The organism is Variovorax sp. LjRoot290 (assembly GCF_964253985.1).
Classification (GTDB): Bacteria; Pseudomonadota; Gammaproteobacteria; order Burkholderiales; family Burkholderiaceae_C; genus Variovorax.
Map to the genome: position 1 here is coordinate 4810075 of NZ_CAXURW020000001.1, position 22264 is coordinate 4832338.

At 68.0% G+C, this 22264-nt stretch carries 22 protein-coding genes; 8 read left to right on the forward strand and 14 right to left on the reverse strand.

The annotated features are described in order from the left end of the window. Positions 1–167: 167 nt before the first annotated feature. Together tldD and rodA are read right to left on the reverse strand one after the other, a co-directional pair. A complete protein-coding gene (tldD, locus tag ACSQ9A_RS23805; protein WP_436305440.1) occupies positions 168–1628 on the reverse strand; it encodes a metalloprotease TldD in 1461 nt (486 codons plus the stop codon). Between the two features lie 33 nt (positions 1629–1661). Then, the gene (rodA, locus tag ACSQ9A_RS23810; RefSeq protein ID WP_436305441.1) at positions 1662–2816 is read right to left on the reverse strand and encodes a rod shape-determining protein RodA; all 1155 of its coding nucleotides are present in this window, start codon (positions 2814–2816) and stop codon (positions 1662–1664) included. 49 nt (positions 2817–2865) lie between these two features. On the opposite strand from rodA, the gene ACSQ9A_RS23815 reads away from it, so the two are divergent. From ACSQ9A_RS23815 to ruvC, 8 genes are all read left to right on the forward strand, one after another. Next, positions 2866–3462 (forward strand): YqiA/YcfP family alpha/beta fold hydrolase, encoded by a 597-nt coding sequence (locus ACSQ9A_RS23815; RefSeq protein ID WP_436305442.1) that lies wholly within the window; start codon positions 2866–2868, stop codon positions 3460–3462. Between the two features lie 49 nt (positions 3463–3511). Then, positions 3512–5575, forward strand: a complete 2064-nt coding sequence (locus tag ACSQ9A_RS23820) for a ribonuclease catalytic domain-containing protein (protein ID WP_436305443.1) — start codon at positions 3512–3514, stop codon at positions 5573–5575. Then, positions 5572–6435 (forward strand): energy transducer TonB, encoded by an 864-nt coding sequence (locus ACSQ9A_RS23825; protein ID WP_093104036.1) that lies wholly within the window; start codon positions 5572–5574, stop codon positions 6433–6435. The genes ACSQ9A_RS23820 and ACSQ9A_RS23825 overlap by 4 nt, the downstream gene beginning before the upstream one ends. A gap of 2 nt (positions 6436–6437) precedes the next feature. After that, on the forward strand, positions 6438–7280 hold the full coding sequence (gene aroE / locus ACSQ9A_RS23830; protein ID WP_436305444.1) for a shikimate dehydrogenase: 843 nt from the start codon (positions 6438–6440) through the stop codon (positions 7278–7280). Beyond that, on the forward strand, positions 7277–8026 hold the full coding sequence (mtgA, locus tag ACSQ9A_RS23835) for a monofunctional biosynthetic peptidoglycan transglycosylase (protein ID WP_436305445.1): 750 nt from the start codon (positions 7277–7279) through the stop codon (positions 8024–8026). Before aroE ends, mtgA begins: the two co-directional genes overlap by 4 nt. A gap of 118 nt (positions 8027–8144) precedes the next feature. Further along, positions 8145–8903 carry a lysophospholipid acyltransferase family protein gene (locus ACSQ9A_RS23840; RefSeq protein ID WP_436305446.1) on the forward strand — a complete coding sequence of 253 codons (759 nt, stop codon included), beginning with the start codon at positions 8145–8147 and terminating at the stop codon, positions 8901–8903. Next, positions 8900–9970, forward strand: coding sequence for a phosphatidate cytidylyltransferase (locus ACSQ9A_RS23845; RefSeq protein WP_436305447.1), 1071 nt, complete (start codon positions 8900–8902; stop codon positions 9968–9970). The genes ACSQ9A_RS23840 and ACSQ9A_RS23845 overlap by 4 nt, the downstream gene beginning before the upstream one ends. A gap of 7 nt (positions 9971–9977) precedes the next feature. Further along, positions 9978–10526, forward strand: a complete 549-nt coding sequence (gene ruvC / locus ACSQ9A_RS23850) for a crossover junction endodeoxyribonuclease RuvC (RefSeq protein WP_093104029.1) — start codon at positions 9978–9980, stop codon at positions 10524–10526. A 10-nt stretch (positions 10527–10536) separates the two neighbouring features. On the opposite strand, the gene ACSQ9A_RS23855 is transcribed toward ruvC, so the two are convergent. The 12 genes from ACSQ9A_RS23855 to murD all read right to left on the reverse strand — a co-directional run bounded on the left by ACSQ9A_RS23855 (position 10537) and on the right by murD (position 22259). Continuing rightward, positions 10537–10935 (reverse strand): PIN domain-containing protein, encoded by a 399-nt coding sequence (locus tag ACSQ9A_RS23855; RefSeq protein ID WP_170855530.1) that lies wholly within the window; start codon positions 10933–10935, stop codon positions 10537–10539. Continuing rightward, positions 10932–11192 (reverse strand): AbrB/MazE/SpoVT family DNA-binding domain-containing protein, encoded by a 261-nt coding sequence (locus ACSQ9A_RS23860; protein ID WP_170855529.1) that lies wholly within the window; start codon positions 11190–11192, stop codon positions 10932–10934. Before ACSQ9A_RS23860 ends, ACSQ9A_RS23855 begins: the two co-directional genes overlap by 4 nt. 35 nt (positions 11193–11227) lie before the next feature. Further along, a complete protein-coding gene (locus tag ACSQ9A_RS23865; protein WP_170855528.1) occupies positions 11228–11404 on the reverse strand; it encodes a hypothetical protein in 177 nt (58 codons plus the stop codon). Between the two features lie 18 nt (positions 11405–11422). Continuing rightward, positions 11423–12346, reverse strand: coding sequence for a UDP-3-O-acyl-N-acetylglucosamine deacetylase (lpxC, locus tag ACSQ9A_RS23870; RefSeq protein WP_093104026.1), 924 nt, complete (start codon positions 12344–12346; stop codon positions 11423–11425). 78 nt (positions 12347–12424) lie between these two features. After that, positions 12425–13633 (reverse strand): cell division protein FtsZ, encoded by a 1209-nt coding sequence (gene ftsZ, locus ACSQ9A_RS23875; protein ID WP_093104025.1) that lies wholly within the window; start codon positions 13631–13633, stop codon positions 12425–12427. 158 nt (positions 13634–13791) lie between these two features. Then, a complete protein-coding gene (gene ftsA / locus ACSQ9A_RS23880; protein ID WP_093104023.1) occupies positions 13792–15021 on the reverse strand; it encodes a cell division protein FtsA in 1230 nt (409 codons plus the stop codon). 16 nt (positions 15022–15037) lie between these two features. Continuing rightward, positions 15038–15820, reverse strand: a complete 783-nt coding sequence (locus tag ACSQ9A_RS23885) for a cell division protein FtsQ/DivIB (RefSeq protein WP_436305448.1) — start codon at positions 15818–15820, stop codon at positions 15038–15040. After that, positions 15820–16779, reverse strand: coding sequence for a D-alanine--D-alanine ligase (locus ACSQ9A_RS23890; RefSeq protein WP_436305450.1), 960 nt, complete (start codon positions 16777–16779; stop codon positions 15820–15822). Before ACSQ9A_RS23890 ends, ACSQ9A_RS23885 begins: the two co-directional genes overlap by 1 nt. Next, positions 16776–18233 carry a UDP-N-acetylmuramate--L-alanine ligase gene (gene murC, locus ACSQ9A_RS23895; RefSeq protein WP_093104019.1) on the reverse strand — a complete coding sequence of 486 codons (1458 nt, stop codon included), beginning with the start codon at positions 18231–18233 and terminating at the stop codon, positions 16776–16778. The genes ACSQ9A_RS23890 and murC overlap by 4 nt, the downstream gene beginning before the upstream one ends. Next, positions 18230–19291: an undecaprenyldiphospho-muramoylpentapeptide beta-N-acetylglucosaminyltransferase gene (murG, locus tag ACSQ9A_RS23900; RefSeq protein ID WP_093104017.1), complete on the reverse strand. Its 1062-nt coding sequence runs from the start codon at positions 19289–19291 to the stop codon at positions 18230–18232. Before murG ends, murC begins: the two co-directional genes overlap by 4 nt. Beyond that, positions 19288–20580, reverse strand: coding sequence for a putative lipid II flippase FtsW (gene ftsW, locus ACSQ9A_RS23905; RefSeq protein ID WP_093104016.1), 1293 nt, complete (start codon positions 20578–20580; stop codon positions 19288–19290). Before ftsW ends, murG begins: the two co-directional genes overlap by 4 nt. Continuing rightward, a complete protein-coding gene (gene murD, locus ACSQ9A_RS23910; protein WP_436305451.1) occupies positions 20577–22259 on the reverse strand; it encodes a UDP-N-acetylmuramoyl-L-alanine--D-glutamate ligase in 1683 nt (560 codons plus the stop codon). Before murD ends, ftsW begins: the two co-directional genes overlap by 4 nt. Between the last annotated feature and the right edge of the window lie 5 nt (positions 22260–22264).

Genomic DNA, 22264 nt, shown 5'->3' on the forward strand with positions numbered 1-22264 from the left:
GCTCGAGGCGCCGGCGGTTCTGGGAGGGTGTGTCAGTGTGCTTTACGCGCTCGCCTCTCGTCCGCCGGAAACCGGGAACCAAAAGTACGAAAAGAAAAACGCGACGCGCGAAGACATAGAGGCCGAATGTAGCACAGGGTTTTGGGCTCGGCTGTTGTTTGCGGGCGTCAGGCGGTGCCGCCGACGGTCAGGCCGTCGATGCGCAGCGTGGGCTGGCCGACGCCGACCGGCACGCTCTGGCCTTCCTTGCCGCAGGTGCCGACGCCCGTATCGAGCGCCATGTCGTTGCCGATCATCGTCACGCGCGTCAGCGCATCGGGACCGTTGCCGACCAGGGTGGCGCCCTTCACCGGATACTGGATCTTGCCGTTCTCGACCCAGTAGGCTTCGCTGGCCGAGAACACGAACTTGCCGCTCGTGATGTCGACCTGGCCGCCGCCGAAGTTGGTGGCGTAGAGGCCTTTCTTGATGCTGGCGACGATTTCTTCCGGCACCCTGTCGCCGCCCAGCATGTAGGTGTTGGTCATGCGCGGCATCGGTACGTGCGCGTAGCTCTCGCGGCGGCCGTTGCCGGTGGGCGGGACCTTCATCAGGCGCGCATTGAGCGAATCCTGGATGTAGCCCTTCAGGATGCCGTCCTCGATCAGCACATTGCGCTGCGTCGCGTTGCCTTCGTCGTCGACGTTGAGCGAGCCGCGGCGGTCGGCGATGGTGCCGTCGTCCAGCACGGTCACGCCCTTGGCCGCCACGCGCTCGCCGATGCGGCCCGAGAAGGCGCTCGACCCCTTGCGGTTGAAGTCGCCTTCCAGCCCGTGGCCGATGGCCTCGTGCAGCAGGATGCCGGGCCAGCCCGGGCCGAGCACCACGGTCATCTCGCCCGCGGGCGCGGGACGCGATTCCAGGTTGGTGAGCGCCTGCTGGACGGCCTGGTCGACGTACTCGGCAATCTGCGCATCGTCGAAATAGGCGAGGCCGAAGCGGCCGCCGCCGCCGCCCGAGCCCATCTCGCGGCGGCCGTTCTGCTCGGCGATCACCGTGACCGACAGCCGCACCAGCGGCCGCACGTCGGCCGCCAGCGTGCCGTCGGCGCGCGCGACCAGCACCACGTCGTATTCGCTCGCGAGGCCGGCCATCACCTGCGCGACGCGCGGATCCCTGGAACGCGCGAGCTTCTCGACCTTGCCGAGCAACTCGACCTTGGCGGTGCTGTCGAGCGTCGAGATCGGGTCCACGCCGCCATAGAGCGAACGGCTCGTTGCAACCTTGCGCACCGGAGCCTTCACCCGCCCGTTGCGCCCGGCAGCGGAAATGGTGCGCACGGTGCGCGCCGCATCGAGCAGCGAGGCCTCGGAGATGTCGTCCGAATAGGCGAAGGCCGTCTTCTCGCCGCTGACCGCGCGAACGCCGACGCCCTGGTCGATGCTGAAGCTGCCGGTCTTGACGATGCCCTCCTCCAGGCTCCAGCCCTCGCTGCGCGTGTACTGGAAGTAGAGGTCGGCGTCGTCCACCTTGTGGGCGGTGATTTCGGCCAGGGCGCGCGACAGGTGCGACTCGTCGAGGCCGAAGGGCGTGAGCAGGAGCTGCTGCGCCGTGGCGAGGCGCTCGATGGTGGGTTCGCGTGAAATCATCGAAGGATTCTAGGCTCGCACCCCGAATGGCGCTCAGGACTGCATCAGCCGCTTGGCGCGCGAAATGGACATCAGGATGCCGAGCCCCAGGCCGAGCGTCACCATCGCGGTGCCGCCATAGCTGATGAAGGGCAAAGGCACGCCGACCACGGGCAGGATGCCGCTCACCATGCCCATGTTCACGAAGGCGTAGGTGAAGAAGATCATCGTCATCGCGCCGGCCAGCAGGCGGGAGAACAGCGTCGGCGCATCCAGCGCGATCGCGAGGCCGCGAAAGATCAGGAAGACGAAGGCCGCGATCAGCGCCAGATTGCCGATGAGACCGAATTCCTCGGAATAAGCCGCGAAGATGAAGTCGGTGGTGCGCTCGGGAATGAACTCCAGGTGCGTCTGCGTGCCCTGCATGAAACCCTTGCCGCCGACGCCGCCGGAGCCGATGGCGATCATGCCCTGGATGATGTGGAAGCCCTTGCCCAGCGGGTCTTTGGTCGGGTCGAGCAGCGTGCAGATGCGCTGCTTCTGGTAGTCGTGCAGCACGCGCCAGTCGACGCCGTCGGCGCACAGCTGCGACTCGAAGCCGACGATCAGCGCCACCGCGACCAGCCCGATCACCACCGGCGGCACGATCAGTTTCCACGAGAGCCCGGCGAAGAAGATCACCGACAGGCCGGCCGCCAGCACCAGCAGCGAGGTGCCCAGGTCGGGCTGCTTCATGATCAGGCCGATCGGCACCGCCAAGAGCACGGTGGCGACCACGAAGTCGAGCGTGCGCAACTGGCCCTCGCGGCGCTGGAACCACCAGGCCAGCATCAGGGGCATCGCGATCTTCAGGATTTCGCTCGGCTGGATCACCATGCCGACATTGATCCAGCGCGTGGCGCCCTTCTTGGTGATGCCGAACAGCGCCACCGCGATCAGCAGCCCCACGCCCAGGGCGTAGAGCGGCACGGCAAAGAACATCAGGCGCTGCGGCGGCACCTGCGCCACCACGAACATGATGAAGCCGGCCAGGAGCATGTTGCGGCCGTGGTCCGCGAAGCGCGAGCCGTGGTCGAAACCCGACGAATACATGGTCAGCATGCCGGCGCAGGCCAGCAGCAGCACGGCGAAAGCGAGAAAGCCGTCGAAGCCCTGGAACACGGGGACGATGCGACGCGCGAGCGACGGCTGGTTGAACACGGCTGACATGGGCGCGGATTATCCGCGTCCCGGCGCGCTTCCGTAACAATCCAAACGCATGAACCCGCTGCCCACCACCCATTTGTTGTATCTCCATGGCTTTCGCTCCTCGTCGCTGTCGACCAAGGCGCGGCAGATGGCGCAGCGCGTGGCCGAACGGCACCCGCAACTGCAGTGGTGGTGCCCGCAACTGCCGCCCTCCCCCCGCGAGGCCATCGATCTCGTGATGAACGGCATCGCGCCATGGCCGCGCAGCTCGATGGCGGTCGTGGGTTCCTCGCTCGGCGGCTTCTATGCCACCCATGTGACCGGCATGACAGGCTGCCGCGCCGTGCTGCTGAACCCCGCGGTCCATCCGGCACGCGACCTGGCGAACTACATCGGCGAGCAAAGCTCCTGGCACGACCCGGCCGAGCACTTTTTTTTCCGGCCCGAGTACATCGATCAACTGCGTGCGCTCGAACTCGGGCCGCTGGCACAGCCCGAGCAGGTCTTCGCCGTCATCGCCAAGGGCGACGAGCTCCTGGACTGGCGCGAGATGTCGGCCCGCTACCCCGGAAGCCGCATCAAGCTGCTCGAGGGCAGCGACCATGCGCTGTCCGATTTCGAGCGCCATCACCTGGACGATGTGATGGCCTTCATCGACCCGGCCTGAACGCGGTCCGCGGCCGGCGTTCATCGCCGCGCATGGGACAATCCGCGCCATGTTTGTTTTGTTCGAAGAAGCCGGCAAGTACCTCGGCGGCCGCGTGTTGTCGGAGGCCGAGGCCTCGGCGCAGGTCGAGCTCGAGTCCGGCAAACGCGTCAAGGTCAAGGGCGCCAACATCGTGCTGCGCTTCGAGAAGCCGGCTCCGGCCGAATTGCTGGCCGAAGCGCGCACCCTGGCCGCCGGCATGGATCTCGACCTGGCCTGGGAATTCGCGCCCGAAGGCGAGTTCGCCTTTGCCGAGCTCGCGGTTGACTACTTTCAGGCTCATCCGACGCTGGCGCAGCAGGCCGCCGCGCTGCTGGCGCTGTTCGAGGCGCCGCACTATTTCCGCCGCGCGGGCAAGGGCCGCTTCAAGAAGGCGCCGGCCGAGATCGTGCAGCAGGCGTTGGCCGCTATCGAGAAGAAAAAAGCGGTACAGGCGCAGATCGCCGAATGGTCCGCGCAGCTGGCGGAAGGCGTTTGCCCGGCGCCGGTGCGCGAGCAGCTCTTCAAGATCCTCTTCCGGCCCGACAAGAACGCGCCCGAGTACAAGGCCGTGGTCGAAGCCGCGCGTGCGACGCAGCGACCGCCGCTCGAGTTGCTCAAGCAGGCGGGCGCGATCGATTCGCCCTACCAGTTCCACTGGCGCCGCTTCCTGTTCGAGAACTTCCCCAAGGGCACCGGCTTCCCGGCCCTGCAAGCGCCAGCCATCACCGACGAACTGCCGCTCGCCGAGGTGCAGGCCTTCTCGATCGACGATTCGCAGACCACCGAGATCGACGATGCGCTCTCGGTCACGGGCCTCGGCAGCGGCACGGTGCGCGTCGGCATCCACATCGCGGCGCCCGGCCTGGCGCTGGCGCCGGGCAGCCCGATCGACCAAGTGGCGCGCGCGCGCATGTCGACGGTCTACATGCCGGGCCACAAGATCACCATGCTGCCCGACGACGTGGTGGAGGCCTACACCCTGCAGGAAGGGCGCGACTGCCCGGCCGTCTCGCTCTACGCCAGCTTCGACGAAGCGACGCTGGAACTGAAAGGCGCAGAGACCCAGCTCGAGCGCGTGCCGATCGTGGCCAACCTGCGCCATGACCAGCTCGACGGCGTCGTCACGCAGGGCTGGCTCGAAGATGCCTCGGTGGACGGCGAGAACACGCCCGAGGTCGCGAAACGCGCGCGCGCCCCGCTGTCCTTCCTGTTCCGCCTCGCGAAGCAGCTGAAAGCGCAGCGCGAAGTGGTGCGCGGCAAGCCCGAGAGCTTCAACCGGCCCGACTACAACTTCCGACTGATCGGCAACGACAGCGAACCCACCGGCAACGAGCAGGTGCAGATCAGCACCCGCCAGCGCGGCGCACCGCTCGACCTGATCGTTTCCGAGGCCATGATCCTGGCCAACAGCAGCTGGGGCGGCTGGCTCGGCGAACTCGGCGTGCCCGGCCTCTACCGCAGCCAGGCCAGCCTGGCGCCCGGCATCAAGGTGCGCATGGGCACGCGGGCCCTGCCGCATGCCGGCCTCGGCGTGAAGAGCTACGCCTGGAGCACCTCGCCGCTGCGCCGCTACACCGACCTCGTGAACCAGTGGCAGATCATCGCGGCCGCGCGCCACGGCAAGACCGCGGCGTTGGCTGCGCCTTTCAAGCCCAAGGACGCCGACCTGTTCTCGATCCTCTCGGGTTTCGACGCGGCCTACGCCGCCTACAACGCCCACCAGGGCGGCATGGAGCGCTTCTGGACGCTCAAGTACCTCCAGCAGCGGGGCATCGCCGAACTCGACGCGACCCTGATCAAGGACGTGGGCAACGGCGCCCTGGTGCGCGCCGACACGCTGCCGCTGGTGTTCCAGGTCACCGGCACGCAAGGCTTGATGCGCGGCGCTCGCGTGCGCGTCAGGCTCGGTGAGATCGACGAGATCGCGCTCGACGTGCACGGCACCGTCATCGAGCGCCTCGATGCGGCGCCGGCCGAAGCTGCCGCGGAAGACGAGAGCGGCGAGGACGAGGAAGAAGTGGCCGGGCCGATCGCCATTGCGGTCGACCTCGCCGACAGCGACGAGGCTGCCCCGGAGAAGGTAACAGCATGAACCTGCGCGACCTGAGCAGCCTGCAGATCGCGCTCGGCCTGTCGGTCGCGGCGCACGCGCTGCTGCTCGGGCTGCGCTTTGCCGACCCGGAGACTTTCAACCGCGTGTTCACCGAAACGCCGCTCGAGGTCATCCTGGTCAACGCCAAGACCAACGAGCGCCCCGACAAGGCCCGGGCCATCGCCCAGACCTCGCTGGCCGGCGGCGGCGATCTCGAACGCGGCCGCGCCACCAGCCCGCTGCCGCCCTCCACCTTCACCGCCGTCGGCGACTCGATGGAAGACGCGCAGCGCCAGGTGGAGGCGATGCAGGCGCAGCAGATGCTGCTTTTGGCGCAGATCAAGCAGCAGCTCGCCGCCATGCCGATGCCCGACCCGCGCAACCAGGGCAGCCCGAGCGAGAACGCGGCGCGCGAGGAAAAGCGCCGCCAGCTGATCAAGATGCTGGCCGAGATCGAACGCCGCGTGAACGAAGAGAACGCGCGGCCCAAGAAGCGCTATCTGAGCCCGGCGACCCGCGAAGCCACGTATGCCGTCTACGTCGACGCGCTGCGCAGGCGCATCGAGCAACGCGGCACCGAGAACTTCCCCGAGCTCGCCGGCAAAAAACTGTACGGCGAGCTCACGATGATGGTGACCGTCAACTTCGACGGCTCGATCCTCGGCACCGAGGTCATCGAAGGTTCGGGCAACCAGGCCTTGGACCGGCGCGCCCAGGCGATCGTGCGCAGCATCGGCAATTTCGGCAAGTTCACCGACGCGATGCGCCGCCAGACCGACCAGATCGTGCTGCCCTCGCGCTTCAAGTTCACCCGCGACGAGACGCTCGAAACCCAGGTGTCTTCTTCATCGAGGCAATGAGCATGGACCAGTACTGCGTGATGGGCAATCCGGTGGAGCACAGCCGCTCGCCATGGATCCATGCGCGCTTTGCCGAACTGACGGGCCAGACGCTGGACTACGGCCGCCGGCTGGTGCCGATCGACGGCTTCGATGAAGCGGTGGCGGCCTTCCGCGCCGAACCGGCCGGCACCGCGCGCGGCTGCAACATCACCGTGCCCTTCAAGTTCGACGCGGCGGCGCTGGCCCAGCACCTGAGCCCGCGCGCCGCGCTGGCGCGCGCCGTCAATGTGCTGAGCTTCGAGGAAGACGGCATTCATGGCGACAACAGCGACGGCGCCGGCCTCGTCAACGACATCACGGTCCATGCAGGGGTGTCGCTCGCCGGCAGCGAGCTGCTGCTGCTCGGCGCCGGCGGTGCCGCGGCCGGCGTGCTGGGCCCGCTGCTGGAAGGCGGCCCGCGCCGCGTGGTGGTCGCCAACCGCACGCTGGCCAAGGCCATCACGCTGGTGCAGCGCCATGCGGCGCTCGCGCTTGCGCACCACGTCACGCTGGAAGCACAGGAACTGCACGCGGTGCCCGGCAACTTCGACATCGTGGTGAACGCCACGGCCTCGAGCCTGGCGGGCGGCGAAGTGCCGGTCGCGGCGAGCGTGCTGAAGCGCGGCGCGCTGGCGGTCGACATGATGTACGGCCCGGCCGCCGCGGGCTTCATGAACTGGGCGCGCGACCACGGCGCCGTGCCGCGCGACGGCCTCGGCATGCTGGTCGAGCAGGCGGCCGAGGCCTTTGCGCTCTGGCGCGGCGTGCGGCCGCCCGCGGCACAGGTGCTGGCCGAGCTGCGCGCCATTGTCGATCGGACGTGAAAGCGCTTCTTCGCTGGGCGCTGTGCCTGATCGTCGCGGGCTTCGCGCTCGAAGTCTTTTTCATCGCGCGCATCGCCGCGATGGCGGCGATCGATCCGCAGTCCACCGCCTTCCAGCGCTCCGAGGCCTGGCAACTCGCCACCGAGGGGCGCAGCAATGGGGAGCGGGACTGGAAGCAGCGCTGGGTCCCCTACACGCAGATCTCCGACACGCTCAAGCGCGCGGTGATCGCCAGCGAAGACGACCAGTTCATCTACCACCAGGGTGTCGAGTGGGAAGCGATCGAGCGCGCGCGCCAGCGCAATGCCAAGGCCGAGCAGATCGCCGCGCGGCGTGCTGCCAAGATGCGCGCACGCGGCAAGGAACCGCGCCCGCCCCAGCTGCGCGGCGGTTCGACCATCACCCAGCAGCTCGCGAAGAACCTGCTGCTCTCGGGCGAGCGCACGCTGCTGCGCAAGGGCCAGGAGCTGGTGCTGGCCACGGCACTGGAGCTTCTGCTCGACAAGGAACGCATCCTCGAGATCTACCTCAACAGCGTGGAATGGGGCGAAGGCGTGTTCGGCGCCGAAGCGGCCGCACAGCACTACTTCAGGAAGCCGGCCGCGCGGCTTAGCGCCGGCGAAGCGGCGCGGCTCGCGGTGATGCTGCCGAGCCCCAAGTCCTACGAACGCCGGTCCGGCTCGGCCTATCTCTCGGGCCGCGCGGCCACGATCGCGGCGCGCATGCCGTCTGCAGAACTGCCCTGAGTTCCCCAAACCGTTCGGGCTGAGCCTGTCGAAGCCTTGCGCAGCCCTTCGACCCTTCGACAAGCTCAGGACAGGCCAAGCTCAGGGTGAACGGGTTCGGGCCCGTATCATCGCCGCCATGCTTGCAAAGTTCACGGGGTGGGCCCTGCTGGTCGTGATCCGGCTCCTCACCGGCGCCCAGGCGCGCTGGTGGGGCTGCCCGCCCAAGGCCGAGCAGCGCATCTATTTCGCCAACCACCAGAGCCATCTCGACCTGGTGATGATCTGGGCCGCGCTGCCCGAGGAACTGCGCAGCATCACGCGGCCGATCGCGGCGCGCGACTACTGGGCCACGACGCCCTTCAAGCGCTGGATCACGACCGAGGTGTTCAATGCGATCTATGTGGAGCGTGGCGGCAGCGCGCCGGTTCCGCCGCCCGTCGCGCCGCCCGCGCCCGCGGAGCGCATCGAGCCCTCGTTCGACGGGGTGGTGCAAACGGAACTGCCGCTCGCGCCGCCGGCGGCCGAGATCGCGGAACCGGCGGCTGCGGTAGTGCCCGGCAGCGCCGAAGCCCTCGCGCCGCTGCAGCCCCTGATCGAGGCGCTGCAGAGCGGCGACTCGATCATCATCTTTCCCGAGGGCACGCGCGGCCACACGGGCGAGCCGCAGAAGTTCAAGTCGGGCCTCTTCGCGCTGGCCCAGATGTTCCCGGAGGCGGTGCTGGTGCCGGCCTGGATCGACAACGTGCAGCGCGTGATGCCCAAGGGCGAGGTCGTGCCGGTGCCCATTCTTTGCTCGGTCACTTTCGGCGAGCCGGTTCGCCTCGAAGAAGGTGAAGAGCGCCGGCCCTTCCTCGATCGGGCGCGCGAAGCGGTCGTCGCGCTGCGCTACGTATGAACGAATACCTGCGCCATCTCGCGCCGAACCACCAGGTCGCGGCCCTGTTCCTGATCGTCTTCGGCCTGCTCGTCATCGTCAGCACCGTGGCCTTCCTGCTGACCTTCAGGGAGCGCCGCAACCCGGTGCACGACGAGACCTGGCAACGCGAACTGCTGCACTTCCTCACCCTGCTGCGCACCACCTGGGTCATGGTGGTGATCTTCTGGATCGGCTGGGCGCTGGGCGAAACGGTCGCCACCGTGCTGTTCGCGCTGATCTCTTTCTTCGCGCTGCGCGAGTTCATCACGCTCTCGCCGACGCGGCGCGGCGACCATCGCAGCCTGATCCTGGCCTTCTTCGTCGTACTGCCAATCCAGTTCTGGCTGGTCGCAACCGCGCACTTCGACCTGTTCACCGTGTTCATCCCGGTCTATGTGTTCATCGCGATTCCCGTGGTGAGCGCGCTGGCCGACGACCCCAACCACTTCCTGGAACGCAACGCCAAGCTGCAGTGGGGCATCATGGTCTGCGTCTACGGCATGAGCCATGTGCCGGCGCTGCTCCTGCTGTCCTTTCCGGGCTACGAGGGTAAGAGCGCCTTCCTCGTGTTCTTCCTGGTGTTCGTGGTCCAGACCTGCGTGCTGACGCAGCATTTGATCTCGCGGCGCAGCACCATGCCCGGGGATGCTTCCGCACCGGCGCCCGAGGAACAGGCCAAGGCCCGGCTCGGCAAGCTCGGGCACTGGCTGTTCCGGCAGGAACCCGTCGCACCCCACGTGAGCCGCAGCTTCAACTGGACCAGCTGGGCGATCGGCATGGGCATCGCGAGCCTGGTCGGCGCGCTGTTCTCCTTCATCACGCCCTTCAAGTTCGCCCAGGCGCTCGCGGTGTCGCTGATCGCCTGCGTCGCCGGCTCGATGGGCCACCTCGTGATGAAGGCGCTCAAGCGTGACCGCGGCATTCCCAACTGGGGGCAACGCGGCGTCGGCGTGACGGGCGCCAACGGCCTGCTGGACCGCGTCGATGCGCTCTGCTTCGCGGCACCCGTGTTCTTCCATTCGGTGCGCTGGTATTTCGGCGCATAAGGCTCGCATGCGCATCCTCGGCATCGACCCCGGCTTGCAGACCACCGGCTTCGGCGTGGTGGACATGGACGGCCACACGCTGCGCTATGTCGCGAGCGGCACCATCAGCACCAAGCGCGTCGCGCAGGGCGAGCTGCCGGCCCGGCTGAAGGTGCTGTTCGACGGCATCTGCGAAGTCGTCGAGCGCTACAAGCCCGATGCAGCAGCGGTGGAGATCGTGTTCGTCAACGTCAATCCGCAATCGACCCTGCTGCTCGGGCAGGCGCGCGGCGCCTGCCTCACGGCGCTGGTGACGAGCAACCTGTCGGTCGCCGAATACACCGCGCTGCAGATGAAGCAGGCGGTCGCGGGCCACGGCAAGGCCGCGAAGGCGCAGGTGCAGGAGATGGTCAAGCGCTTGCTGCAACTACCCGGCCTGCCCGGCAGCGACGCGGCCGATGCGCTCGGCATCGCGATCACGCACGCCCATGTCGGCAGCTCGATGGCCCGGCTCGGCCAGGCCGCGGTGCTCGCACGCAGCACCAGCGGGATGTACAGGCAGGGGCGGACGCGCTGATTCGGACGCGTCAGCGCAGCAACCGATGCGTTGGTGTTTTGGCCGCCTTCTTATCGAAGGTCAGCACCGGCGCGTAGCCGGCGGCCTGCGCACGCACGGCCAGCAGGTAGTCCGAAAAGTCGGCCGGACCAGCTTCGTACAGGCCAAGCGCCTGCCGAACCAGGCCCGGTGATTCGACCTTGAGTTGATCATGGTTCAGCAATGCGCTCATGGCTTGGTGAACAGCATCACGCGCGTAGCCATAGCTGCGCTCCAAGACCCAACTCAGCTCGCAAAGAACGACGTGATCGACGTAAGCCGGTGAACGCGCGCTGGCGTTGTCGCGAAGCCAAGCTTCGGCTTTGGCCGCCTGCCGCGCATCGTCGTTGGTGAGGAGCCTCACCAACAGGTTGGTATCGAGCGCGATCACTTCGCCGTGCCGGGGCGATGTTTCTCGCCCAGGTGGGCCGCAACCCCAACGTCCATCTCTTCGACGGTCAGCGCCCGCTTGGGCCGCGCCAGCAGACCCCGCAGCGCCTTGACAGGCGTTGGTGTCGGCCTTTTCAGAACGATGGTGTCGTCGTCCACCACCGTCACCAGAAGCCGATCGCCTGCCTCCAGGCCTAGCCGCGCCCTGGCGGCACTTGGCAGCGTCATCTGGCCCTTTGATGTCAGGGTGGTTTGCATGCTAACCTTCCTTACCAAAAGGTAAGGATATCACGTCAAACCACGCGCTCCGCGATCAGTACCGCGAAGAAGCCGAAGGCCGCGAACAGCGTCCACTTGAGCACGATCCAGCCGAAGCGCTTGTACTTGGGCTGCCCGGTGCCGGCGAAGAAGGCGAAAGAGATGCCGGCCACCAGCAGAAGCAGCAGGATGGCCCAGCGAAACAGCAGCATCGTCTGGAAGGCCCCGCGCTACCAGGCGCGCGCGACTTCGGCGAAGCCAGCCGGCGCGCGACTCTGGTCGTCGAAGGTGACGATCTCGTAGGCGTCTTCGTGCGCGAGCAGTTCGCGCAGCAGCTTGTTGTTGAGCGCGTGGCCCGAGCGGAACGCGCTGTAGGCCGCGAGCAGCGGCCGGCCGATGACGTAGAGGTCGCCCATGGCGTCCAGAATCTTGTGCTTGACGAACTCGTCGTCGTAGCGCAGTCCGCCCGCATTCAGCACCTTGGTGTCGTCCATCACGATCGCGTTGTCGAGCCCGCCGCCGAGCGCCAGGCCCTTGGAGCGCATGTACTCGACCTCCTTGGTGAAGCCGAAGGTGCGCGCGCGCGCGATGTCGCGGCTGTACGAGCCCGACCCCAGGTCGAACTCGACGCGCTGGCCGGTCGAATTGACCACGCGATGATCGAAGTCGATCTCGAAGCTGAGCTTGTAGCCGTGGTAGGGCGAAAGCCGCGCCCACTTGGTATCGGCCCCCTCGCCTTCGCGCACCTCGACCGGCTTGGTGACGCGGATGAAGCGGCGCGGCGCCTTCTGCAGCTCGATGCCCGCGCTTTGCAGCAGGAACACGAAGGACGATGCCGAGCCGTCGAGGATCGGCACCTCGTCGGCCGTGATGTCGATCAGGAGGTTGTCGATGCCGAGGCCCGCGCAGGCCGACATCAGGTGCTCGACGGTCTGGACCTTGGCACCCTTGGACGACACGGTGGACGCGAGCCGCGTGTCGGTGACGGCCTCGGCCGTCATCGCGATCTCGACCGGTTCCGGCAGGTCGACGCGGCGGAACACGATGCCGGCATCGATGGGCGCCGGCCTGAGCGTGAGTTCCACGCGCTGCCCGCTGTGCAGCCCCACGCCGACCGCGCGGGTGATGGATTTGAGGGTACGTTGTTGGAGCACGGCAGCGATTTTAGGAGGGCGAGGCGCCCGGCGTGCCGTGCGCCTCGCTATGTCCGTGATAGCTGCCATCTGGGACGGTCAATCGGCCTGGCGGCGGAGAAAGGCCGGGATCTCGAAATCATCCATCCCACCCGAGGACAGCGCATCCACTTTGGCAGCGGCCATGGTGCGGTTGGTGCGCCACACGCTGGGCACCGCCATGCCGTCGTAGTTGGGCTGGCCGCTCGCATGCCCGTGGCCCGCGCCGCCGAGCGTCGGCACGTTGAACGGGATGTTGTCGGTGCCGGTACGGATCACTTCCAGCGTCGGCGCCTGGCGGCGCGCATCCGCGCGCGAGAGGCCGGTCGCGACCACGGTCACGCGCATCTCGTCGCCCAGGTTGTCGTCGTAGGCAGCGCCGTAGATCACGTGCGCGTCCGGCGAAGCGTAGGCACGGATGGTGTTCATCGCGAGCTTCGATTCGCTGAGCTTCAACGAGGACTTCGACGCCGTCACCAGCACCAGCACGCCCTTGGCGCCCGAGAGGTCGATGCCTTCGAGCAGCGGGCAGGCCACGGCCTGTTCGGCGGCGATGCGCGCGCGGTCCGGGCCGGCGGCCGCGGCGGTGCCCATCATGGCCTTGCCGGGCTCGCCCATCACGGTGCGCACGTCTTCGAAGTCGACGTTCACGCCGCCGTACTCGTTGATGATTTCCGAGATGCCGCCGACCGCGTTCTTGAGCACGTCGTTGGCATGCGCAAAGGCCTCGTCCTGCGTGACGTCCTCGCCCAGCACGTCGAGCAGCTTCTCATTGAGCACCACGATCAGCGAATCGACATTCGCCTCGAGCTCGGCCAGGCCGGCATCGGCGTTGGTCATGCGGCGGCCGCCTTCCCAGTCGAAGGGCTTGGTCACCACGCCCACGGTGAGAATGCCCATCTCCTTGGCCACGCGCGCGATCACCGGCGCCGCGCCGGTGCCGGTGCCGCCGCCCATGCCGGCCGTGATGAACAGCATGTGCGCGCCGGCGATGGCTTCGCGGATGTCGTCGATCGCGGCTTCCGCGGCATCGCGCCCCTTCTCGGGCTTGCTGCCGGCGCCCAGCCCGTTGGTACCGAGCTGGATGGTCTTGTGCGCGTTGCTGCGCGAGAGCGCCTGCGCGTCGGTGTTGGCGCAGACGAACTGAACGCCCTGCACGCCGCGCTCCATCATGTGCGCGACCGCATTGCCGCCGCCGCCGCCGACGCCGATCACCTTGATCTGCGTGCCTAGGTTGAACTCTTCGATTTCGATCATTTCGATGGCCATTTCTGACTCCTTGAATATTTGCAGTTGCCGTGTATGTATGAGTGAATTTTTTCTAGGGAACCGTCAACGATCGAGCGGTGGGCCGGTTCGTCGCCATCGCTCGTTGAAATGACGTTGAGGACTTCCGCGTGCCAACCAAAGTGGGTAGAAGTTCATGATCAGAAGTTCCCCACAATGAAGTCCTTGAAGCGTCCGAAGGCCGTCTTGACAGAGCCGTTCTTCTGCGCCACCTTGAAGCCGCGCAGCCGCGCATAGCGCGCCTCCTCGAGCAGGCCCATCACGGTCGCGGCGCGCGGCTGCGCCACCATGTCCGACAACGCGCTCGAATACTTCGGGATGCCGCGCCGCACCGGCTTCAGGAAGATGTCTTCGCCGAGCTCGACCATGCCGGGCATCACGGCGCTGCCGCCGGTCAGCACCACGCCCGAGGAGAGCACCTCTTCGTAGCCCGACTCGCGCACCACCTGCTGCACCAGCGAGAAGATCTCTTCCACCCGCGGCTCGATCACGCCGGCCAGCGCCTGCTTGCTCAGCATGCGCGGCCCGCGGTCGCCCAGGCCGGGCACCTCGACCTGCGTGTCCGGATCGGCCAATAGCTGCTTGGCATAGCCGTTCTCGACCTTGATGTCCTCGGCGTCCTTGGTCGGCGTGCGCAGCGCCATCGCGATGTCGCTGGTGATCAGGTCGCCGGCGATCGGGATCACCGCCGTGTGGCGGATCGCACCGTTGGTGAAGATCGCGACGTCGGTGGTGCCGGCGCCGATATCGACCAGCACCACGCCCAGCTCGCGCTCGTCCTCGGTCAGCACCGCCAGGCTGGAGGCCAGCGGGTTCAGCATCAGCTGGTCGACCTCCAGGCCGCAGCGGCGCACGCACTTGATGATGTTCTCGGCCGCGCTCTGGGCGCCGGTGACGATGTGCACCTTGGCCTCGAGACGCATGCCGCTCATGCCGATCGGCTCCTTCACGTCCTGGCCGTCGATCACGAACTCCTGCGGCTCCACCAAGAGCAGGCGCTGGTCGCTCGAGATGTTGATCGCGCGCGCCGTCTCCACCACGCGGGCCACGTCCGCCTGCGTGACTTCCTTGTCCTTGACCGCGACCATGCCGCTCGAGTTGATGCCGCGGATGTGGCTGCCGGTGATGCCGGTGTAGACGCGGCTGATCTTGCAGTCGGCCATCAGCTCGGCTTCCTTGAGCGCCTGCTGGATGCTCTGCACGGTGGCGTCGATGTTCACCACCACGCCGCGCTTGAGCCCGTTGCTGGGCGCAATGCCGAGCCCGGCCAGCTTGAGCTCGCCGTTGGGCAGCACTTCGGCCACCACCGCCATCACCTTGGCGGTGCCGATGTCGAGTCCGACAACCAGGTCTTTGTATTCCTTGGACATGAAGCTTCCTCAGTTCCTATTTCTTCTTGGGGTCGGTGACGACCGTGGTGACACCGCGCAAGCGCAGCGCGTAGCCTTCGTTGTGCCGCAGGTCGGCGCCCTCGACCGAAGCGACCGTGCGCCCGTACTGCCGCGCGACCGGCGCCACCGTGACCAGAAAACGCTGCGTGCGCGCCGCCACTTCCTCGCTCTGCCCGCGGCCGAGTTCGATCGCGGCGCCGGTGTCCAGCACCGCGCGCCAGCTGCCGCGGCTCGACAGCGTGAGCGCGTCGAGCGACAGCTCGTAGGGCGCAAACAGCGGCTGCAGCACGCGGTACATGCCCAGCACCTGGCCGGACTGCTCGGTCGGCCCGTCCAGCCGCGGCAGGCTGTCGTCGACCTCGGCCACGTTGGCCTCGAACACTTCGCCGAAGCCGTTGATGAGGCGCGATTGCGCCTCGTCGCCCCAGTGCGCCACCGGCACATGCTCGGTGAGGGTGGCGCGCAGCTTGTTCGGGAACTCGCGCCGCACCACCGCCTTGCGCACCCAGGGTACGGCCTCGAAGGCGACACGCGCGCGCGCCAGGTCGACCGTGAAGAAGTTGCCCGCCAGCTGCGGCGCGACGTTGGCGCGCAACGTGACCGCGTTGTTGTGCGTGACCTCGCCGTCGACCTTGATGCCGGCCAGCGGGAAGAAGGGCTGGCGCAGCACCCACCATGCGCCCGCCGCCAGCAACACGAGCGCGAACAACGCGTACACCAGGGTCGCGGTCACGTTCATGAGCTTGACGTCGAAGGGCACGGGGATGCTGGCAGCCATCAGACCTCCGCTTTCGAGTCCAGGGTGGCCGATGCCAGCACGCGCAGGCACAGGTCCTCGTAGGAGATGCCGGCCGCGCGCGCCGACATGGGCACCAGCGAATGGGTGGTCATGCCGGGCGAGGTGTTCATCTCCAGTAGGAAGGGCTTGCGGTCGCTGGCGCGGATCATCAGGTCGGCGCGGCCCCAGCCGCGGCAGCCGAGCTGGTGGTAGGCCGCCAGCGTGATGCGCCGGATCTCCTGCTCCTCCGCATCGGGCAGGCCGCTCGGGCAGTGGTACTTCACGTCGTCGGTGAAGTACTTGTTCTGGTAGTCGTAGGCGCCCTCGGGCGCGGCGATGCGCACCACTGGCAGCGCCTCGGCGCCGAGGCCGCCGCCGAGCACGGCGCAGGTGACTTCCTCGCCCTCGATGAACTCCTCGCAGAGCACGTCGGTGTCGTAGCCGACGGCCAGCGTCACGGCGTCCTGCATCTGCGAGTAACCCTCGACCTTGGTCACGCCGATGGAGGAACCCTCGCGCGGCGGCTTCACGATCAGCGGCAGCCCCAGCACGTCGGGCACGGCCAGCACCTGCTCGCGGCTCTGCTGGTCGAAGGCCAGGCGCACATAGCGCGGCGTCGGCAGGCCGTCGGCCTGCCAGATGCGCTTGGTCATGACCTTGTCCATCGCCACGCTCGAGGCCATCACGCCGGAGCCGGTGTAGGGAATGCCGAGCAGTTCCAGTGCGCCCTGCACCGTGCCGTCCTCGCCGTGTCGGCCATGCAGCACGACGAAGCAGCGTGCGAAGCCTTCGTGCTTGAGCTCGACCAGCTCGCGCTCGGCCGGATCGAAGGCGTGGGCGTCGACGCCGCGCGAGCGCAGTGCCTCCAGCACGCCGGTGCCCGACATGATGGAAATCTCGCGTTCGGCCGACGTGCCGCCGAAAAGCACGGCCACCTTGCCGAAGTCCTGCGGGTTCACAGTGCTCTCCCTTCGCGCGTGAAGCGCTCCGATTTCTTGGAAGAGGCCGCGCCGCCGAGCTCGACCACCTTGGCGGGCACGGCGCCGATCGAGCCCGCACCCATGCAGATCACCACGTCGCCCTCGCGCGCGTTGTCGAGGATGGCCTGCGGCATGTCCGCGATCTCGTCGACGAACACCGGCTCCACTTTGCCCGCCACGCGCAGCGCGCGTGCCAGCGAGCGGCCGTCGGCGGCCACGATCGGCGCTTCACCGGCCGCATAGACCTCGCCCAGCAGCACCGCGTCGGCCGCGCCGATGACCTTGACGAAATCCTCGAAGCAGTCGCGCGTGCGCGTGAAGCGGTGCGGCTGGAAAGCCAGCACCAGGCGCCGCCCTGGGAAAGCGCCGCGCGCGGCGGCGATGGTGGCCGCCATCTCGACCGGGTGGTGGCCGTAATCGTCGATCAGCGTGAAGCTGCCGGGCCCGTGTGCGCGCGGCAGCTTGACCTCGCCGTAGCGCTGGAAGCGCCGGCCCACGCCCTTGAAGTCGGCCAGGCCGCGCTGCACCGCCTCGTCGGGCACGTTGAGCTCGACCGCCACCGCGATCACTGACAGCGCATTGCGCACGTTGTGCTCGCCGGGCAGGTTCAGCACGATGTCCAGGTCCGGCAGCGTAACGCCGTTGCGCCGCTGCGCGGTGAAGTGCATCTGCGCGCCGACCGCGCGCACGTTGACCGCACGCACCTGCGCGTCCTCGCTGAAGCCGTAGCTGGTGACCGGGCAGGACACCTCGGTCACGATCTCGCGCACCGCCGGATCGTCGGTGCAGAGGATCGCCGTGCCATAGAAAGGCATGCGATGCAGGAAATCGACGAAAGCCTTCTTGAGCTTCGCGAAATCGTGCCCGTAGGTCTCCATGTGGTCGGCATCGATGTTCGTGACCACCGCCATCACCGGCAGCAGGTTCAGGAAGGAAGCGTCCGACTCGTCGGCCTCGACCACGATGTAGTCGCCGCTGCCGAGCTGCGCATTGGCGCCCGCGCTGTTGAGCCGGCCGCCGATGACGAAGGTCGGATCGAGCCCTGCCGCCGCGAGCACGCTCGCGACCAGGCTGGTCGTCGTGGTCTTGCCGTGCGTGCCGGCGATCGCGATGCCCTGCTTGAGCCGCATCAGCTCGGCCAGCATCAGCGCCCGCGGCACGACAGGGATGCGCTTCTCGCGCGCGGCGACCACCTCGGGGTTGTCGGCATTCACGGCGGTGGAAGTCACGACCGCGTCGGCGCCCGCGATGTTCGCCGCGTCGTGGCCCACGAAGGTGGTGATGCCCAGCCCCGCGAGCCGCTTGAGCGTCGCGCTGTCGGCCAGGTCGGAGCCGGTGATCTTGTAGCCCAGGTTGAACAACACCTCGGCGATGCCGCTCATGCCGGAGCCGCCGATGCCGACGAAGTGGATATGACGAATTGCGTGCTTCATTTGACCAGCTCCTCACAGGCCTGCACGAGCACGTTGACCGCCTCGGTTTTCTGCATCGTCTTGGCCTTCACGGCGCGTTCCATGAGCGCAGGGCGCCCGGTTTTCTGTAGCAAGTCGGCCAACAATTCGGGAGTCAATTCGGTTTGCTGAACGAGCCAGCCGCCGCCTGCGTCGACAAGAAAGCGCGCATTGGTGGTCTGGTGGTCGTCCACGGCGGATGGAAATGGCACGAACAGCGCTGCTGCGCCGACGGCCGCGATTTCGGTGACGGTGCTCGCGCCGGCGCGCGCGACGATCAGGTCGGCGTCGGCATAGGCGCTTGCGGTGTCTTCGATGAAAGGGGTGAGCTCGCCTTCGACGCCGGCAGCCGCATAGTTGGCGCGCAGCTCGTCGATCTGCTTGGCGCCGCTCTGGTGCGTGACCGTCGGACGCTGCTCGGGTGCGATGCGCGCGAGCGCCTTCGGCACGACGGCGTTGAGCGCCTTCGCGCCCAGGCTGCCGCCGACGACCAGCAGCTTGAGCGGACCGCTGCGGCCCGCGAAGCGCGTGGCCGGGTCGGGCTGCGAAGTGAAGGCCGCGCGCAGCGGGTTGCCGACCCACTGGGCTTTCTTCATCACGTTCGGGAACGCGGTGAAGACGCGGTCCGCGACGCTGGCAAGCACCTTGTTGGCGAGCCCGGCGACCGAGTTCTGCTCGTGCAGCACCAGCGGCTTGTTGAGCAGCACGCTCATCATGCCGCCCGGAAAGGTGATGTAGCCGCCGAGGCCAACCACCACGTCGGGCTTGACGCGGCGAACGACGGCGATGCTCTGCAAAAACGCACGCAAGAGGCGCATCGGCAGCAGGAACAGCGTGATCGGCCCCTTGCCGCGCACGCCGCCGAAATGCACCGGCTCGAAGGCGAAGCCGCGCGGCGGCACCAGCTTTTCTTCCATGCTGCCGGGCGCGCCCAGCCAGTGCACGCGCCAGCCGCGCTCGCGCAGGGCCTCGGCCACGGCCAGTCCCGGGAAGATATGCCCGCCCGTGCCGCCCGCCATGACCAGTGCCGTCCTGCTCATACGCGGCCTCCGCGCATGAGAACCCGATTCTCATAGTCGATGCGCAGCACGATCGCGAGCGCGACTACGTTCATCAGGATGGCCGAGCCCCCGAAGCTCATCAGCGGCAAGGTCAGCCCCTTGGTCGGCAGCGCACCCAGGTTCACGCCCATGTTGATGAAGGCCTGGAAACCGATCCAGATGCCGACGCCCTGCGCCACGAGTCCGGAGAACACGCGGTCGAGCGCGATCGCCTGGCGGCCGATGTGCATGATGCGGCGCGTGAGCCAGAGGAAGAGGCCGATCGCGAGCAGCACGCCGACCAGGCCGAACTCCTCGCCGATCACCGCGAGCAGGAAGTCGGTGTGCGCCTCGGGCAGCCAGTGCAGCTTCTCGACGCTGCCACCGAGGCCGACGCCGAAGATCTCGCCGCGGCCGATCGCGATCAGCGAATGCGACAGCTGATAGCCCTTGCCCAGCGCATGCTCTTCGCTCCACGGATCGAGGTAGGCGAAGATGCGCTCGCGCCGCCACGGACTGGTGGCCACGATGGTGCCGAACGCGACGACCACCAGCGCGGCGATCACGAAGAACATGCGCGCGTTGACGCCGCCGAGGAACAGGATGCCCATCGCGATCACCGCGATCACCATGAAGGCGCCCATGTCGGGCTCCGCCATCACCAGCATGCCGACCACCACCACCGCGATGCCCATCGGCAGCACGGCGCGGAAGAAGCGCTCCTTGATTTCCATCTTGCGCACCATGTAGCTGGCGGCGTAGAGGATCATCGCGAGCTTGGCCAGCTCGGAAGGCTGGAAGCGCATGAAGCCCATCGGCAGCCAGCGGCGCGCACCGTTGACGTTGATGCCGATGTGCGGAATCAGCACCGCGACCAGCAGCAGCAGCGAGGCGACGAAGAGCCAGGGCGCCGCGCGCTCCCAGATCGCCATCGGGATCTGGAAGGCCAAGAGCGCGGCGATGAAGGCGATCACCACCGAGGCCGCATGGCGCGTGAGGAAGAAGGCCGGGCCGTAGCCCTGGCGCGCGAAGCGCGGGTTGTCCGGCAATGCGATGGAGGCCGAATAGACCATCACCAGGCCCCAGGCGAGCAAGGCGACCGTGACCCAGACCAGCGCCTGGTCGAAGCCCAACACGCGCACCGGCGCCGCCTTGGTCTGCGTCATCCCGGCATTGCCGAGACGCACCGGCAGGTGCATGGGCAGCGCGTCGATGCCGCTCGTGGCGCGGCTGAACCAGCCGGCGAAGCGGCTCGTCTTGTTGGGGGTGGCTGCGGCGGTCGTGCTCATGCGAGCTCCTCCCCGCCGGTGCCACGCGGTGCCTCGGCGAGTTCCTGCACCGCCTCGCAGAACACCGTCGCGCGGTGTTCGTAGTCCTTGAACATGTCGAAGCTCGCGCAGGCCGGCGACAGCAGCACGGCATCGCCGGGATGCGCGCGGCCGGCGGCCAGCGTCACGGCCTCGGGCAGCGAGGCGGCGGGCAGCAGCGGCACGCCGGTCGATGCCAGCGCCGCCTCGATCAGCGGCGCGTCGCGGCCGATCAGCACCACGGCGCGCACGTACTGGCGCACCGGTTCCGCGAGCGGCGCGAAGTCCTGGCCCTTGCCCTCGCCGCCGAGGATCACGACCAGGCGGCGCTCTTCGCCCAGCCCGATCAGGGCCGCGACCGTCGCGCCCACGTTGGTGCCCTTGCTGTCGTCGAAATACTCGACCTCGTCGACGATCATGACCGGCTCGACCCGATGCGGCTCGCCACGGTATTCGCGCAGGCCGTAGAGCATGGGCGCGAGCTGGCAGCCGGCCGCCGCGGCGAGCGCGAGCGCCGCCAGGGCGTTGAGGGCGTTGTGCCGGCCGCGGATGCGCAGCGCATCGGCCGGCATCAGGCGCTGGATGTGGATCTCTTCCTCTTCGGCCGTGGCGCCGCGCTTGCGCTTCTGCGTCTCGTCGGCTTCCAGCGCGCGCACCAGCCAGGGCATTCCATTCAGCCGTTCGAGCCCGTAGTCGCCGGGACGCAGCGGCATGCCGGCGCCGAACGTGACGATGCTGCGCGGCGATTGGCCCTTCGCCAGCTTCACCGGCGCGGGCTGCATCGCCATCACCGCCTCGTCCTCGCGATTGAGCACCATGGTGCCCTTGGCGCCGAAGATACGCGCCTTGGCCGCTGCGTAAGAAGCCATGTCGCCATGCCAGTCGAGGTGGTCCTGCGTCAGGTTGAGCACCGCGGCCGCGGTCGGCTCGAAGCCCTGCACGCCGTCGAGCTGGAAGCTCGAGAGCTCGAGCACCCACACCTCGGGCAGCGTGCCGGCGTCGAGGTGCGCGGCCAGCGTGTCGAGCAAGGTGGGGCCGATGTTGCCAGCCACCGCGACCGTCTTGCCGGCGCGTTCCACCAGTTGGCCGGCGAGCGCGGTGACCGTCGTCTTGCCATTGGTGCCGGTCACGGCCAGCACCGCCGGCGTGTAGCCCTGGGGCGCCGGCGGGACGGGCACGAGGATCGGGGTCGGCGCTTCGGCGTCGTCGTCGTCGTCCTCGATAGCGGCGGATTCGGCTTCCTGCTCCTGCGGCGGCGACACCGGCGCCGGCTCGGCCTCTTCCACCGGCGCATCAACTGCGTCGGCAGCTTCCACGGTGCGCAGGTCCGCCAGCGCCTGCGCGAACAGATCGAGCTCGCCGCCCACGGGAAGGCCCATGGCGCGCGCCGCATCGACCACCACCGCGATCGAAGCCGGCGACAGGCCCGGCGAGCGATAGACGGCGCGCACCGACGTGCCTTCGACCAGTGCGGCCGAGAACGGCCCGCCGACAAAATCCGCTTCGGGCAGCTCGGCAAGCAGCGCATCGCGCTGCGGCGGCGCCTCGCGCGTGTCGGCCACGGTCAGCCTGGCGCCATGGCGCGCGCACCAGCGCGCCATCGCCAGTCCCGAGGCGCCCAGGCCCAGGATCAGCACGTGTTGGTCTTGAAGATGCCGCATGTGTC